General features: G+C 67.8%; 14 protein-coding genes. 2 read left to right on the forward strand and 12 right to left on the reverse strand.

Annotated elements, in window-relative coordinates; all coding sequences use genetic code 11:
- Positions 1–29 precede the first annotated feature (29 nt).
- Genes fabD through ACJ7IV_RS09710 form a run of 4 tightly spaced genes read right to left on the reverse strand, consistent with a single transcriptional unit; the run spans position 30 to position 2,844 of the window.
- On the reverse strand, positions 30–989 hold the full coding sequence (fabD, locus tag ACJ7IV_RS09695; RefSeq protein ID WP_483864215.1) for an ACP S-malonyltransferase: 960 nt from the start codon (positions 987–989) through the stop codon (positions 30–32).
- 17 nt (positions 990–1,006) lie between these two features.
- A complete protein-coding gene (gene plsX / locus ACJ7IV_RS09700; RefSeq protein WP_483864216.1) occupies positions 1,007–2,068 on the reverse strand; it encodes a phosphate acyltransferase PlsX in 1,062 nt (353 codons plus the stop codon).
- 45 nt (positions 2,069–2,113) lie between these two features.
- Positions 2,114–2,284, reverse strand: coding sequence for a 50S ribosomal protein L32 (gene rpmF, locus ACJ7IV_RS09705; RefSeq protein ID WP_161430362.1), 171 nt, complete (start codon positions 2,282–2,284; stop codon positions 2,114–2,116).
- A gap of 32 nt (positions 2,285–2,316) precedes the next feature.
- On the reverse strand, positions 2,317–2,844 hold the full coding sequence (locus ACJ7IV_RS09710; protein ID WP_483864217.1) for a YceD family protein: 528 nt from the start codon (positions 2,842–2,844) through the stop codon (positions 2,317–2,319).
- A 101-nt stretch (positions 2,845–2,945) separates the two neighbouring features.
- Between ACJ7IV_RS09710 and ACJ7IV_RS09715 the strand changes: the two genes are divergently transcribed.
- A complete protein-coding gene (locus ACJ7IV_RS09715) occupies positions 2,946–3,536 on the forward strand; it encodes a Maf family protein (protein ID WP_483864218.1) in 591 nt (196 codons plus the stop codon).
- Between the two features lie 159 nt (positions 3,537–3,695).
- Here ACJ7IV_RS09715 and sppA read toward each other — a convergent pair whose 3' ends face one another.
- From sppA to ACJ7IV_RS09730, 3 genes are read right to left on the reverse strand one after another with little or no spacing between them, the layout of a single operon-like run.
- Positions 3,696–4,793, reverse strand: coding sequence for a signal peptide peptidase SppA (gene sppA, locus ACJ7IV_RS09720; protein ID WP_483864219.1), 1,098 nt, complete (start codon positions 4,791–4,793; stop codon positions 3,696–3,698).
- Positions 4,794–4,796: 3 nt separating this feature from the next.
- Positions 4,797–5,450, reverse strand: a complete 654-nt coding sequence (locus ACJ7IV_RS09725) for an HAD-IA family hydrolase (protein ID WP_483864220.1) — start codon at positions 5,448–5,450, stop codon at positions 4,797–4,799.
- Between the two features lie 9 nt (positions 5,451–5,459).
- Positions 5,460–6,407 (reverse strand): RluA family pseudouridine synthase, encoded by a 948-nt coding sequence (locus tag ACJ7IV_RS09730; RefSeq protein WP_232910876.1) that lies wholly within the window; start codon positions 6,405–6,407, stop codon positions 5,460–5,462.
- A 564-nt stretch (positions 6,408–6,971) separates the two neighbouring features.
- Here ACJ7IV_RS09730 and rne point away from each other — a divergent pair.
- On the forward strand, positions 6,972–10,229 hold the full coding sequence (gene rne / locus ACJ7IV_RS09735; protein ID WP_483864221.1) for a ribonuclease E: 3,258 nt from the start codon (positions 6,972–6,974) through the stop codon (positions 10,227–10,229).
- 105 nt (positions 10,230–10,334) lie between these two features.
- Here the strand turns inward: rne and murB are convergent, their stop codons facing one another.
- The 5 genes from murB to lpxK are packed head-to-tail and all read right to left on the reverse strand — an operon-like array spanning position 10,335 to position 13,908.
- Positions 10,335–11,354, reverse strand: a complete 1,020-nt coding sequence (murB, locus tag ACJ7IV_RS09740) for a UDP-N-acetylmuramate dehydrogenase (RefSeq protein WP_483864222.1) — start codon at positions 11,352–11,354, stop codon at positions 10,335–10,337.
- A complete protein-coding gene (locus ACJ7IV_RS09745; protein ID WP_483864223.1) occupies positions 11,354–11,830 on the reverse strand; it encodes a low molecular weight protein-tyrosine-phosphatase in 477 nt (158 codons plus the stop codon). The genes murB and ACJ7IV_RS09745 overlap by 1 nt, the downstream gene beginning before the upstream one ends.
- Positions 11,830–12,621 carry a 3-deoxy-manno-octulosonate cytidylyltransferase gene (kdsB, locus tag ACJ7IV_RS09750; protein WP_483864224.1) on the reverse strand — a complete coding sequence of 264 codons (792 nt, stop codon included), beginning with the start codon at positions 12,619–12,621 and terminating at the stop codon, positions 11,830–11,832. Before kdsB ends, ACJ7IV_RS09745 begins: the two co-directional genes overlap by 1 nt.
- Complete coding sequence (locus tag ACJ7IV_RS09755; RefSeq protein WP_213313321.1) at positions 12,621–12,830, reverse strand: Trm112 family protein; 210 nt, start codon at positions 12,828–12,830, stop codon at positions 12,621–12,623. The genes kdsB and ACJ7IV_RS09755 overlap by 1 nt, the downstream gene beginning before the upstream one ends.
- A 10-nt stretch (positions 12,831–12,840) precedes the next feature.
- Positions 12,841–13,908 carry a tetraacyldisaccharide 4'-kinase gene (gene lpxK / locus ACJ7IV_RS09760; protein WP_483864225.1) on the reverse strand — a complete coding sequence of 356 codons (1,068 nt, stop codon included), beginning with the start codon at positions 13,906–13,908 and terminating at the stop codon, positions 12,841–12,843.
- Between the last annotated feature and the right edge of the window lie 8 nt (positions 13,909–13,916).

Here is a 13,916-nt window from a genome sequence, read left to right on the forward strand (position 1 = left end):
AAATTACGCCTTCGTCCTGTGAAAAGAGATCAACCGTGGTTGGCTGCCACGCCGCGCGCCAGCTCAAGGGCCGCATCGAGGCTGTCAGGGTCATTGACCGCTAGGCCCTTGCTGCCGCGGGCGATACGCTTGCCCAGGCCGGTGAGCACCTTGCCAGGCCCGCACTCGATGAAGACCTCGGCACCGCGCTCGCTCATGGCCTCGACGCAGGAAGTCCAGCGTACCGGGCGATAGAGCTGTTCGATCAACCGCGTGCGCAGGGTCTCGACATCGGCATGAGCCTGGGCATCGACGTTCTGGACCACGGTGTATCGCGGTGCCTTGAGCGTCACCTCGCCCAGTGCCGCGGCCAGTCGCTCGGCGGCCGGCTCCATCAGGGCACAGTGGGAGGGGACCGAGACCGGCAGCGGCATGGCCCGCTTGGCACCCGCCTCCTGGCAGGCAGCGATGGCACGCTCCACGGCAGCCTTGCTGCCGGCAATCACCACCTGGCCAGGAGCATTGTAGTTCACCGCCGAAACCACATCGCCCTGAGCCGCCTCGGCACAGGCCTGCTCCACCACGGCGTCATCGAGACCCAGGATCGCCGCCATCGCGCCCTGCCCCGCCGGCACTGCGGCCTGCATGGCCTCACCACGCAGCTTCACCAGCCTGACCCCCTCGGCGAAGGGCATCACCCCGGCGCAGACCATGGCGCTGTACTCGCCGAGACTGTGGCCGGCCATGGCACCAGGGCGCGGCCCCTCGAGCTCCTGCCAGATGCGCCAGATCGCCACACTGGCGGTGAGCAGCGCAGGCTGGGTACAGGCGGTGGCGTTCAGCGCCTCGGCGGGTCCCTCCTGGACCACCTGCCATAGGTCATAACCGAGGGCCTCGGAGGCTTCCTCGAAGGTCGTGCCCACCACGCTGTAGCGCTCCGCCAGCTCCCGCAGCATGCCGACCTGCTGGGAACCCTGTCCGGGAAACACGAGGGCGAGCGGTTGAGTCATCTTGGTCACCTTTGCTTTTATTGCCTGTCATCGTCGCCGGCCGCACCGACGCGAGAAGTAGAGTGCTGTGGGGCGCCGCCGAGTTCCCGCGCCAGACGCCGCGGGAGATCATGCTCCACCTCCTGCACGGCGCGCAGCACGGCATAGCGGAAACCATCGGCGTCGGATCCTCCATGGCTCTTCACCACGATGCCGGCAAGCCCCAGCAAGCTGGCGCCGTTGTAGCGAACCGGATCGAGCTCACCACGCAGGCGACGCAACGCCGGCCTGGCGAGCAGGCCCACCAGGCGGCTGCCCCAGTGCGCCTCGAAGGTGGCCTGAACCCGGGACACCAGCATGCGTGCCAGGCCTTCGCTGGCCTTGAGCACGGCATTGCCGACGAAGCCGTCGCAGACCACCACATCGACCCGTCCGGCGAAGATACCATCCCCTTCGACGTAGCCGTGGTAGTCGAGCTCAGGCAATTCGCGCAGCCGGGCGTCCGCCTGGCGAACGCTGGCGGTGCCCTTGATGCCCTCGACACCGACATTGAGCAGCGCCACACGAGGCCGCGCCAGGCCATCCACATGGCGCGCCATTACCTCGCCCATGCGGGCGAAGTCCACCAGGCGGTCGGCTGAAGCCTCGACGTTGGCCCCCAGGTCGAGCAGGTAACAGCGTCCCTGCTCGTGCGTGGGAATCGCGGTGCTAATCGCCGGTCGGGGAATACCGGCCACGGTCCCGAGCGCGCGTCGACCCAGGGCCATCAAGGCCCCGGTGTTGCCGCCACTGACCCCGGCACAGGCCTCACCCGACACCAGGCAGTCGAGCATGCGCGCCATGCTGCTGTTGCGACCATGGCGCAGCGCCTCGGAGGGGCGCTGCCCCGGGGCAATCTCATCGGGGGCATCCACGACCTCCAGACGCGAACCGGCCGCGGCGAGACGCCGCGGCAGGCTGGCAATCTCACGCTCCAGTCGAGCCCGTGGGCCGAACAGTCGCAGCGCGAGACGGGTGTCCTGGAGGGCTGCCCCGGCGGCACCGCGCACTGTGGCACGAGGTCCGAGGTCCCCCCCCATCGCATCAATAGCGATCCGCATGAAGGGGGTCAGGAGCCAGGGGTCACCGCAGGTCGCGTCGTCGACTTAAGCGTCGACGACCTTGCGACCACGGTAGAAGCCATCCGGAGAGACGTGGTGGCGCAGGTGGGTGGCACCGGTCTCCTTGTCCTGGGACAGGGCCGGGGCGCTCAGGGCGTCGTGGCTGCGACGCATGCCGCGCTTGGAACGGGTCTTGCGGTTCTGTTGAACTGCCATGGGATGTCACTCCAGAGTGAATCGGTAATGAATCAGGATTTTCCCTTGAGGTGCCGGAGCACGTCGAAGGGGCTGGCTGCGGGCTCGCTGGATGCCACGGCATCCTCCCCGCTGGTCAGCTGGTCGCGTGAGACCGCACAGTCGGCCTCATCGTGGTAAACCACCTGGGGAAGGCTGAGGATCAGTTCATCCTCGACCACCGTCAGCAGGTTCAGCTGTTCGTCTTCCACCAGCACCGGCTCATGGGTGCTGGGCAACTCGGCCGCAAGGGCGTCACTGGTGACCATGCCGAGCAGAAACTGGCTCTCGACGTCCTGCGCCATGGGGCGCAGGCAACGCCGGCAGGGCAGCTGCAGCGTGGCGCGCAGCCGCCCGTGGATCTCGCGACGCCCCTGGGGGTCGACGCTGAAATCCAGCCACACCTCGACGTCGCCATGCTGCTGACCGACCGCTTCGGCCAATCGCGCAAAGGCGTCCAGGGCCATCAGCCCTTCCAGGTGCTCGGCGCGGGCGGCGAGCTTGTAGGGCTCGACCCTGCCAGGGAGTCGTGTGGTCAACATAGGCGCGCAATGATAGGCACTCCCCCCGCCCCTGTCAAAGCCGCCGTGGCACTTGGCTTCATGCTAACCTGCGGCGCTATCGACACCCTGGAGACCCCTGCATGCCACGCCTCGTCCTCGCCTCCGGTTCGCGCTGGCGACGCCAGCTTCTCGACCGCCTCGGCCTGCCCTATGCCTGGCAGAGCCCCGACATCGACGAGACCCCGCGTCCCGGCGAATCTCCCAGCGGCCTGGTACACCGCCTGGCTCTGACCAAGGCACAGCACCTGGCAGACGAGTGGCCGCAGCACCTGATCATCGGCTCCGACCAGATTGCGCTGTTCGCAGGCGAGGTCCTCGGCAAGCCCGCCGACCTTGCCGCCGCTCGCGCCCAGCTGGCACGTTTTTCCGGCAACCGGGTGCGTTTCGTGACCGGCCTGGCGCTGGTGGATACCCGCCACGGCCGTCATCGAGTCTGCCACGAGACCTATGACGTGGCGTTTCGCGCGCTCAGCGAAAAGGAGATCGCGAACTATGTGGAACGGGAGAAGCCGCTGGAGTGCGCCGGCAGCTTCCGTATGGAGGGGCTCGGGATCACCCTCTTCGAACGCCTTGAGGGCGACGACCCCAACACCTTGATCGGCCTGCCACTGATCCGACTCTGCGCCCTGCTCCGTGAGGCGGGCCTGGACCCGCTGGGACCCGCAGCCTGAAGCCGCGGCTTTTCCGGCGACAAGTCTCTGAGGGGGCGCTGCGAACCCCTCCCTGGGCGCTACCGATGCCATCCATGGCATAGCCCCCCCTCTACGACTTGTCCCCGGCGCCGCTCGGATCGGTGCTGCCAGCCTGCTCGGCGCTTGAAGCTCAGCGCCCTAAGGTAGCTGGTAACGCACCGGCGACTCGGCCCGCGGCAGCCCCAGCCACTCCATGGCCACCCGGCCAAACTGGCGCGACAGGCGCTCGAAGGGATCCAGGCGCGGGGTGTAGTCGCGCAGCCTGGGCTCGGAAAGCCGTTCTCGCGCCAGGGTATCAAGACTACCCAGGGCGTCCACCAGGCCGAATTCCAGGGCCTGCTCACCACTCCAGACGAGGCCGCTGAACAGCGCATCGTCATCACTCAACCGCTCTCCTCGCCCCTCGCGTACCGCGGCGATAAACTGGTCATGGGTGCTCTCCAGCACCGACTGCCAGAACTCACGCTGCTCCGGAGCCACTTCCGAGAAGGGGTCCAGGAAGGCCTTGTTGTCTCCAGCGGTGTAGACCCGACGCTCGACGCCCAACCGGTCGATGGCCTCCTGGAACCCGAAGCTCGAGTAGATCACCCCGATGGAACCCACCAGGCTGGCCGGGGCGGCAATGATCTCATCGGCACCGGCAGCAATATAGTAGGCACCGCTGGCGCCAATATCCTCGATCACCGCGATGATCGGCTTGTCGCCCTCGCCGCGCAGCCGCATGACCTCGTCGAAGATGCGCTGGGACTGCACCGGGCTACCCCCGGGGCTGTTGATATGCAGCACCACCGCCTGGCTCTGCTCGGCTTCCCAGGCGCGCTTAAGCCCGGCATTGATGCGCTGCGCACTGGCGGTACCGTCGGCATCGATCACTCCCTCCACCTTAACCACGCCCAGGTGCGGACCCTCCGCCCCACCCACCGCGGATGGCCCGGCCAGCAGGCCGTAGAGGGTCACCGATAGTGAGGCCGCGATCAGCGCCGCGAACAGGAAGCGGAAGAACAGCTTCCAGCGGCGTGAACGACGCTGTTCGGCGAGCACACCGTCGATCCAGCGCCCCATCATCGCCGTCTGCTCGAGACGCTGACGCTCGCGCAGTGCCTCGGCATCCTCGGCGGCAGGCAGCTCTTTCGCATCGCTCGCCCGGCGCCGTTCCCGGGCCTCGTCGCGACTCAGCTCGGGCCCCTGGGTCCAGGGGTCGCGCCCTTCCTCATGCTCGTTGCGGTCATCGGACATCGTCTATCTCCCCTGTAGCCAGTCGAACAGTTCCGGCACTGCTTCAGCGGTGAAGGTCGGCAGGCTCGCCGACAGGCGCTCGGGCGCATGCACACCCCAGGTAACCGCCACGCGATCCATGCCGATGGTGCGCGCCATCTCCAGGTCATACTCGGTATCACCCACCATGACGGCCTCCGCCAGCGGCACCTCGAGCTCGGAAAGCAACTGCTCGAGCATCAGCGGGTGGGGTTTGGAGCGGGTCTCGTCGGCGGTCCGACTGGCGTGAAACCAGTGCCCGCTGCGACTCTCCCGGAACACGCGATCGAGGCCGCGGCGGCTCTTGCCGGTGGCCACCGCCAGGCGTTGCCCGGGCCGCATATGAAGTTCCGCCAGCCCACCCTCCACCTCGGGGAAGAAGGACATGGGCGTGTCGTTGCCTTCCACGAAATGCCAGGCATAACGGCTGCGCAGCAGTTCGGCGCGCTCCGCATCGATGCCCGGACACAGGGAAGCGATGGCCTCGGGAAGCCCCAGGCCGATGATATTGCGGATGCTCTCCGGCGCGAGCTCACCCCAGCCGGCGTCCCGCGAGGCCGCCTGCATGCAGGCGACGATCCGCGCCGCGGAATCCATCAGGGTCCCGTCCCAATCGAAGATCACCAGTCGATAGCGCATGTCGTCTCCTCAGAGGGCCTCGCGGGCGCGGGTCAACACCGACTCGAGATCGTCGGGCAGCGGCGCGCGGATACGCACTTCACGACCGCTGGTCGGTTCGGGAAAGGCCAGCGACTCGGCATGCAGGAACAGTCGCGAGAGGCCGAGCCGCGCGGCAAGCTGCTGGCTCTCCCGGGTACCATACTTGTCGTCGCCGAGCAGCGGGTGTCCGGCGTGGGCCGCATGAACGCGGATCTGATGGGTACGACCGGTGACCGGCTCTGCCTCCAGCAGGCTCACCTTCGGAAAGGCCTCACGCACCGCGAAACGAGTGCGGGCCACCTTGCCTTCGGCATCGACGCGCACGCGGCGCTCGCCGTTGGCCAGGGTGTAGCGATCCAGGCGAGCCGCCACGAAGTCACGGCGTGCGGGCCAGCGCCCCGCCACCAGCGCCAGGTAGCGCTTGTCCATCTGCTGCTGCTTGAGCGAGGTGTTGAGCGCCAGCAGGGCGGGCCGTGACTTGGCCAGCAGCAGGCAGCCCGAGGTATCGCGATCCAGCCGGTGCACCAGCTCCAGGAAATCGAGATCCTCGCGCACCTGGCGCAACGCCTCGATCAGGCCGATCTTGACCCCGCTGCCGCCGTGCACGGCCAGCCCCGAGGGCTTGTTGATCACCAGCCAGTCACGCCCCTCCACCAGCACACTGCCGGCCAGCAGGTTGCGCAGGTTATCGCTCACCTCGCGCACCGCCTCACGCGGCGACAGCTTCAGCGGCGGGATACGCACCAGGTCCCCCGTGGCGAGGCGGGTATCGGGCTTGACGCGTTTCTTGTTCACACGCACCTCGCCCTTGCGCACGATGCGATAGATCAGCGCTCGCGGCGCTCCCTTGATGCGCGTCATCAGGAAGTTGTCGACCCGCTGGCCGTCCTGTCCTTCCGTGACCTCTATCCACTGTACGTCGCGCCCTTCGGCCATGCCGAGACTCCACTGCTCAGAACCTGCGAAAGGGCGCATTCTAACGCAGTGTTCGCCCCGCCGCGCCAATTGCTGGTAACCGTGCTTGCTGTTATATTGCCAAGTCGCTCCAATGGGCATCATTGCACCCGCAAGGCGCCTGCCCGACAGACACGCAGGCCGGAGCGAAAAGATCAGGCCGCGACGACGCCAAGACGTCCCGCCGCCCGTTGCAAGAGACAAGCGATACAGCGATAAACGCGCCACGCCCGGATCCCCCCGCCGCTACCCCAGTCACGGAGCGACGGCAGGCCACGGGACACGTTCAACAGCGTGCCGGAGGCCGGCGTAGGCGAATCGATGAATGCCAGGTGTTGGCGGTGACCGCAGGGCCGGATGGGTGACGCCCGCCGAGACATGTCCTGCCCCCGCCCCGTACTCAACAGGCTCATGCCGCGGCGCTGCCCCACCGGGAGCGACGCGGTCGGACGCAGCTGCGCATCCGTGACATGCGCTGAGCACAGGCACGCAGCACACAGCGGTTCGCCACGTCGCGCTCGCCGGCGCCATATAGTGCGAGTCAACATGAAACGGATGCTCATCAATGCGACCCAGCCCGAAGAGCTGCGCGTCGCGCTGGTCGATGGACAACGCCTCTACGATCTGGACATCGAATCCGGTGCCCGGGAACAGAAGAAAGCCAATATCTATCGGGGCAAGATCACCCGCATAGAGCCTTCCCTCGAAGCCGCCTTCGTCGACTTCGGCGCCGACCGTCACGGTTTCCTGCCCCTCAAGGAGATCTCCCGCGAGTACTTCGTCAAGGATCCCGATGGTCGCCCCAGCATCAAGGAGGTGCTGAAAGAGGGCCAGGAGGTGATCGTTCAGGTCGACAAGGAAGAGCGTGGCAACAAGGGCGCTGCCCTGACCACCTTCATCTCCCTGGCTGGCCGCTTCCTGGTGCTGATGCCCAACAACCCCAAGGCCGGCGGCATCTCGCGGCGCATCGAGGGCGAGGAGCGCAGCCAGCTCAAGGAGGCCATGAACCAGCTCAGCGTACCGGACCGCATGGGTCTGATCGTGCGCACCGCGGGCATCGGCCGCAGCCCCGAGGAGTTGCAGTGGGACCTCGACTACCTGGTTCAGGTGTGGGAGTCGATCACCGCCGAGGCCGGCAAGCGCCCTGCCCCCTTCCTGATCTACCGCGAATCCAACGTCATCATCCGCGCCATGCGTGACTACCTGCGCCAGGATATCGGCGAGGTGCTGATCGACAGCCCCGCGGTACACGAGGAGGCGCTGGCCTTTATCCGCCAGGTGATGCCCTCCTACCAGCAGAAGATCAAGCTCTACGTCGACGAGGTGCCGCTCTTCTCGCGCTTCCAGATCGAGTCGCAGATCGAGACCGCCTACGAGCGCGAGGTGAAGCTGCCTTCCGGGGGCTCCATCGTCATCGATCATACCGAGGCGTTGGTCTCCATCGATATCAACTCGGCGCGCGCCACCCGTGGCAGCGACATCGAGGAGACGGCCCTGCAGACCAACCTGGAGGCGGCCGACGAGACCGCTCGCCAGTTGCGCCTGCGTGATATCGGCGGCCTGGTGGTGATCGACTTCATCGACATGAGCCCAGCGCGCAACCAGCGCGAGGTCGAGAACCGCATGCGCGACGCCCTCAAGCTCGACCGGGCTCGAGTGCAGATCGGCCGCATCTCGCGGTTCGGTCTTATGGAGATGTCACGCCAACGTCTGCGCCCCTCGCTGGGCGAGACCAGTGGCGTGGTCTGCCCGCGCTGTAACGGCCAGGGCACCATCCGCGACGTGCGCTCCATCTCGCTCTCCATCATGCGCCTCATCGAAGAAGAGGCGATGAAGGAGCGCAGCGCCCAGATCCGCGCCATCCTGCCGGTGCCGGTGGCGACCTACCTGCTCAACGAGAAGCGCAAGGTGCTGGCCGATATCGAGCGTCGCCAGGATGTCCGGGTCGTGCTGCTGCCCAACCCCGATATGGACACCCCCCACTACGACGTTCAGCGCCTGCGTGACGACCACGTCGAGGAGGACGGCAGCCAGAAATCCAGCTTCGAGCTCCCCCTCGACACCGAGGTAGGCAAGGAGCCCGAGGCCTCCTTCGGAAAGCCGGTGCAGCGCGCCGAAGCCGCGGTGAAGACCGTGATTCACCACGAACCGGCACCTGCCTCCCTGCTGCAGGAAGCTCCGGCGCAGAAGGAAGTTCCGGCGCAGAAGGAAGCGCCGGCCGCCCCCACCAAGGCCGCCGCGCCCCGGCGCAGTGCCCCACCGGTGGCCGTGGAGTCCCAGGGTGGCGTCCTCGGGCGTCTGGTCAAGGGGCTTTCCAAGCTGTTAGGTGGCGATGAGGCGCCATCGGGCGACACCGCCAGGAAGTCGACTCCCGCTGCGGCTCCCACAGGCAGCGACAAGAGTGAGCGCAAGTCCGCCCCCCGTGAGGAGGAGCGCGGAGGACGCAACACCCGTCAGCGCCGCCCGCGCAGCGAGGAGCGGCGTGGCGCGCCGCGCCAGGACAACGAGCGCACTGACGGCAAGGCGGAAGGCAACGACAACCGTGACAACCGCGGTAGCCGCGGCGGCCGTAACCGTGCCCGTCAGGACAGCAATCGCCAGGAAGAGAGCCGCCAGCCGCGACAGCAGGACGCCACGAAGGGACGCGACGACAACCGCCGCCAGAACGGTGGTGAGAAGCGCGACCCGCGTGCCACCCAGAAGCCGGCCGAATCCCAGAAGCAGGATGACACCAGCAAGCCGGCCGACGCCAGGAGCGATGCACCGGTCGATGACGGCAAGCCCAAGCGGACGCGCAACAACCCGCGCAACCGCAGCCGTCAGCACGCCATCAGCCCCAAGGTGCTCGAAGAGCAGCAGCGATTGCAGGCGGAAGCCGCCAAGGCCGCTGACCAGGGCGACGCCAGCCAGGCCGAGCCCGTGAAGGCTAAGGCCAAGTCCGAGACACCCAAGGCAGAAGCTCAGAAGGCAGAGCCCAAGCCCGAGACGCCCAAGGCCGAAGCCCCGAAGGCAGAGCCCAAGTCCGATGCGCCCAAGGCCGAAGCCCCGAAGGCAGAAGCCAAGCCCGAGGCAACCAAGGCCGAAGCTCCGAAGGCAGAAGCCAAGCCCGAGGCGCCCAAGGCTGAAGCCCCGAAGGCAGAGGCTCCGGAAGCAGAAGCCAAGCCCGAGGCAACCAAGGCCGAAGCTCCCAAGGCAGAGTCCTCCAAGTCCGAGGCACCCAAGGCCGAAGCTCCCAAGGCAGAAGCCAAGCCCGAGGCACCCAAGGCCGAAGCACCGAAGGCAGAAGCCAAGCCCGAGGCGCCCAAGGCCGAAGCCCCCAAGGCAGAAGCCAAGCCCGAGGCGCCCAAGGCCGAAGCCCCCAAGGCAGAAGCCAAGCCGGAGGCGCCCAAGGCCGAAGCCCCGAAGGCAGAGTCCAAGTCCGAGGCACCCAAGGCCGAAGCTCCCAAGGCAGAAGCCAAGCCCGAGGCACCCAAGGCCGAAGCACCGAAGGCAGAGTCCAAGCCCGAGGCGCCCAAGGCCGAAGCACCGAAGGCAGAGTCCAAGCCCGAGGCGCCCAAGGCCGAAGCACCGAAGGCAGAGTCCAAGCCCGAGGCGCCCAAGGCCGAAGCCCCGAAGGCAGAGCCCCAGCCCGAAGCATCCAAGGCCGAAGCCCCGAAGGCAGAGTCCAAGCCCGAGGCATCCAAGGCCGAAGAGCCCAAGGCCGAGAGCCGTGCCAGCCGCCGTCGCCGCCGTGCCCACAACGACCCGCGGGAGATCCGCCGTCGTGAGCAGGAGGCCAAGGCCCAGGACAATCAGCAGCGCTAGGCGGGTGGAAGGCGGAGCCGAGGCTCTGCTTTCCGCCCCACCAACGACAGCGCCCGCAGCCTTGGCTGCGGGCGCTGTCGTTTATTGCTCTCGGCCAGGGAGCTCTCAGGGGCTCTCGCTGGCCAGCCGTGGCTCGCGCTCCAGTAACACACCGAAGCGCTCGCGCACGCTATCGGCGACACGCCCGGCAAACCCCAGCAGCTCCTCGGCACTGCCGCCACCGAAGTGGACCAGCACCAGCGCTTGTCGCTCGTGCACGCCGAAATGGCCCTCTCGCCAGCCCTTCAGGCCACAGCGGTCGATCAGCCAGCCGGCGGCCAGCTTGACGCGGCCGTCCGGCTGGGGGAAGTGCGGCATCTCCGGAAATTCGGCCAGCAGGCGCTCGGCCAGTTCGACCGCTACCAGCGGGTTCTTGAAGAAGCTGCCGGCATTGCCCAGCAGTGCGGGGTCGGGTAGCTTCTCCCGGCGGATGGCACACACCGCCTCGGCCACCTCCAGGGCAGTGGGCGAGGCCCCCGTGCGGCTCGCGAGATCACCATAGCCGAGACGCGGCTGCGCCAGACGAGAGACACGCAACACCAGCCGGGTAATCACCACGCGTCCCGCCAGCGCCCCCTTGAAGACGCTGTCGCGATAACCGAAGGCACACTCCGCCGGCGAGAGCACCGCCTCACGCCCATCGTCGAGATGGATCAGGTGCACCGCCTCGATGACATCGCTCAGTTCCACGCCGTAGGCGCCGATATTCTGGATCGGTGCGGCGCCGCAATGGCCGGGAATCAACGCCAGGTTCTCGGTACCCCAAAGGCCAGCGGCGGCCAGCGCCATGACCAGCTCGTGCCAGTTCACCCCGGCCTCGGCATGTACCAGCACCGCGCCCTGCTCGCCCTCCTCCTGCCACCAGTCGGCCATGGCCGGCTGAATCACCAGGCCCGGCAGGCGCGCTGGCAGGATCAGGTTGCTGCCGCCGCCCAGCAGGGTCAGCGGCCAGTCATGCGCGCGCGCCTCGGCCAGCACCTCTCCGAGCTGCGCGAGGCTGCCCGGTGCGATAAAGCGTTCGGCCACACATGGAAGGCCCAGGGTATTGGCCTGGTTCAGCTCGTGGTCGCGCTGGATCGACGCCATCAGCGCGGCGTCTCCAGGCGCGCGGCGATCTCCTCCAGCAAGCCGTCGGCGGCACGCTCGACCAGGTCGAGGACCTCCTCGAAGCCATCCTCGCCGCCATAGTAGGGGTCGGGGACGGCGGTGTCCGGCAGATCGGCGAACTCGAGGAACAGTCCCATATGGACGTCGAGACCGTCGGGCGCCCGTTCGTGCATGGCCTGCAGGTTATCGTGGTCCATGGCCAGCAGATAATCGAAGGCGTGGAAGTCGGCGGCGCTCAGCTGTCGGGCGCGCAGCGCCGAGAGGTCAATACCGCGCCGGGAGGCCGCCTCCCGGGCGCGCTGATCCGGCGCCTTGCCGACATGCCAGGGGCCGATGCCACAGGAGTCGACCGCGACCCGGTGGGCCAGGCCACGCTCTTCCAGCTTGCGGCGAAAGACCCCTTCGGCGGTGGGCGAGCGGCAGATATTACCCAGACAGACGAACAGCACACGCATCAATGGCCTCCCGATTCAGCATCGTCGGTTGTCAGCAGGGCCCGCACACGGGCCAGGTCCTCGGCGGTGTCCACCCCCGCGGGATGGGGCTCCCGGGCCAGCGCTACCTGGATGGCGTGGCCATGGTGCAGCGCACGTAACTGTTCGAGCTGCTCCAGGCGCTCCAGGGGCGACGGCAACCAATCGCGGTACTCGGCGAGAAAGCCAGCGCGGTAGGCATAGATGCCGATATGGCGCAGCCAGGCATCAGTCTCGAGCAACTCGGGCCGCGTGGCGAAGGCATCGCGATCCCATGGGATGGGTGCCCGCGAGAAGTAGAGCGCGCGGCCATCCAGGGCTCGCACCACCTTGACCACGTTGGGGTTGAACAGTGACTCCACCTCGCTGATCGGCTCGGCCAGGGTAGCGATGGAAGCCCCGGGATCATCGAACAGTCGCTCGGCGACCTGATCTATCAGCGCCGGGGGGATCAGCGGCTCGTCGCCCTGGACGTTGACCAGTACGGCATCGTCATCGAGCCCCAGGCGCTCGGCGACCTCGGCCAGCCGGTCGGTACCGGAGGGGTGGTCCGCGCGGGTCATCACCACCTCCGCTCCCAGCGGCGCCATGGCCTGCTCGATACGCGGATCGTCGGTGGCCACCACCACCCGAGTCGCCCCGCTCTCCCTGGCACGTCGCCAGACGTGGGCCAGCATCGGCTCACCGGCGATCTCGGCCAGTGGCTTGCCAGGCAGCCGTGACGAGGCGAAGCGTGCCGGGATGACCGCGATGAACTCCCTGTCGCCCGCCATCAGGCCTCTCCCGTGCGTCCGGGCGAGTCATGCAGCTTCTCGTCGACGGAGAGCTGTCGCGCCTCCTCGGCCAGCATCACCGGAATGCCATCGCGGACCGGATAGGCCAGGCCATCGAAGAGGCAGTGCAGTTCATCGGCCTCGCGGTGGTACTTGAGCTTGCCCTTGCACAGCGGGCAGACCAGCATGGCCAGCAGTTCCTTGTCCATCGTATTCACCTCACTTCGGGGGATGAGCCGACATCTCGCCGGCTCGCGAATTCGTGTCATAGTTCCCGGGCACCCAGCGGACCCTCAGCGCCGACAGCCGCTCGTCGAGCCAGGCGACGAAGGCAGGCTCGGGGGCGGCCTCCACTTCCAGCACCCAGCTCTCCCCGGGGGCCAGGTCACGGCACTTGACGGCATCCTTGGCGGTCATCACCAGCGGCCGATGATCGGCGAAGCGTAGCTCGTCGGCACGGAAAGCATGATGGTCACCGAAGGGGTGGGCCATCACTTCGATGCCGAGCCCCTCGAGGGTCTCGAAGAAGCGTTCCGGTCGGCCGATGCCGGCCACCGCATGCACCGGCCCCGCGAAGGGTGGCGCCGCGATGGGGTAGCGCCGGCCATCGCCGAGGCGACGCCAGGCGGATGGCACCAGCGTCATGCGCCGGGCGGCAACGGGCAACGTGCGCTGCGCTTCACCGTTGACCAGGATGGCATCCACGCTCTCCAGGCGCGACAGGGGTTCGCGCAGTGGCCCCGCCGGCAGGCAGCGGCCATTACCGAAGCCCCGCGCACCATCCACCACCACCAGCTCCAGGTCTCGTGCCAGTGCCAGGTGCTGCAGGCCATCGTCGCTGACCAGGATATCGCAGCCGGCCTCCAGCAGCCGGCGAGCGCCGCGCGGACGGTCGGGATCCACCACCACCGGTACCCCGCTCTGGTCAGCCAGCATGCGCGGCTCATCCCCGCAAGCCGCGGCCGGCGTCGAAGGCTCCACCAGCAGCGGATAGTCGGCGCACTTGCCGCCATAACCCCGCGACAGGATACCCGGCCGCCAGCCACGCTCGGCCAGGTGCTCCACCAGCCAGGCCACCAGCGGCGACTTGCCGGTGCCACCCAGGGTCAGGTTACCGACCACGATCACCGGCACCGGCGCCCGCCATGCCTGGCGGCGCCCGCTGGCATAGGCAGCGGCGCGACGCCGCACCACCCAGCGGTAGAGCGCCTCCAGCGGGCGCAGCAGCCCCAGCCAGGCATCCCCCCGGTAGGCAGCGGTCAGCCAGCGCTCGCCCAGCCCGCTCATGCCGGCCT

It is taken from the genome of Halomonas sp. C10-5 (assembly GCF_057169305.1).

What these genes read in the sequence shown, in the direction of transcription:
- plsX (WP_483864216.1), bottom strand. Translation starts at nt 2,068, where the DNA reads ATGCGGATCGCTATTGATGCGATGGGGGGGGACCTCGGACCTCGTGCC.
- sppA (WP_483864219.1), bottom strand. Translation starts at nt 4,793, where the DNA reads ATGTCCGATGACCGCAACGAGCATGAGGAAGGGCGCGACCCCTGGACC.
- murB (WP_483864222.1), bottom strand. Translation starts at nt 11,354, where the DNA reads ATGGCGTCGATCCAGCGCGACCACGAGCTGAACCAGGCCAATACCCTG.
- ACJ7IV_RS09725 (WP_483864220.1), bottom strand. Translation starts at nt 5,450, where the DNA reads ATGCGCTATCGACTGGTGATCTTCGATTGGGACGGGACCCTGATGGAT.
- fabD (WP_483864215.1), bottom strand. Translation starts at nt 989, where the DNA reads ATGACTCAACCGCTCGCCCTCGTGTTTCCCGGACAGGGTTCCCAGCAG.
- rne (WP_483864221.1), top strand. Translation starts at nt 6,972, where the DNA reads ATGAAACGGATGCTCATCAATGCGACCCAGCCCGAAGAGCTGCGCGTC.
- ACJ7IV_RS09715 (WP_483864218.1), top strand. Translation starts at nt 2,946, where the DNA reads ATGCCACGCCTCGTCCTCGCCTCCGGTTCGCGCTGGCGACGCCAGCTT.
- ACJ7IV_RS09745 (WP_483864223.1), bottom strand. Translation starts at nt 11,830, where the DNA reads ATGCGTGTGCTGTTCGTCTGTCTGGGTAATATCTGCCGCTCGCCCACC.
- ACJ7IV_RS09710 (WP_483864217.1), bottom strand. Translation starts at nt 2,844, where the DNA reads ATGTTGACCACACGACTCCCTGGCAGGGTCGAGCCCTACAAGCTCGCC.
- kdsB (WP_483864224.1), bottom strand. Translation starts at nt 12,621, where the DNA reads ATGGCGGGCGACAGGGAGTTCATCGCGGTCATCCCGGCACGCTTCGCC.
- lpxK (WP_483864225.1), bottom strand. Translation starts at nt 13,908, where the DNA reads ATGAGCGGGCTGGGCGAGCGCTGGCTGACCGCTGCCTACCGGGGGGAT.
- ACJ7IV_RS09730 (WP_232910876.1), bottom strand. Translation starts at nt 6,407, where the DNA reads ATGGCCGAAGGGCGCGACGTACAGTGGATAGAGGTCACGGAAGGACAG.
- ACJ7IV_RS09755 (WP_213313321.1), bottom strand. Translation starts at nt 12,830, where the DNA reads ATGGACAAGGAACTGCTGGCCATGCTGGTCTGCCCGCTGTGCAAGGGC.
- rpmF (WP_161430362.1), bottom strand. Translation starts at nt 2,284, where the DNA reads ATGGCAGTTCAACAGAACCGCAAGACCCGTTCCAAGCGCGGCATGCGT.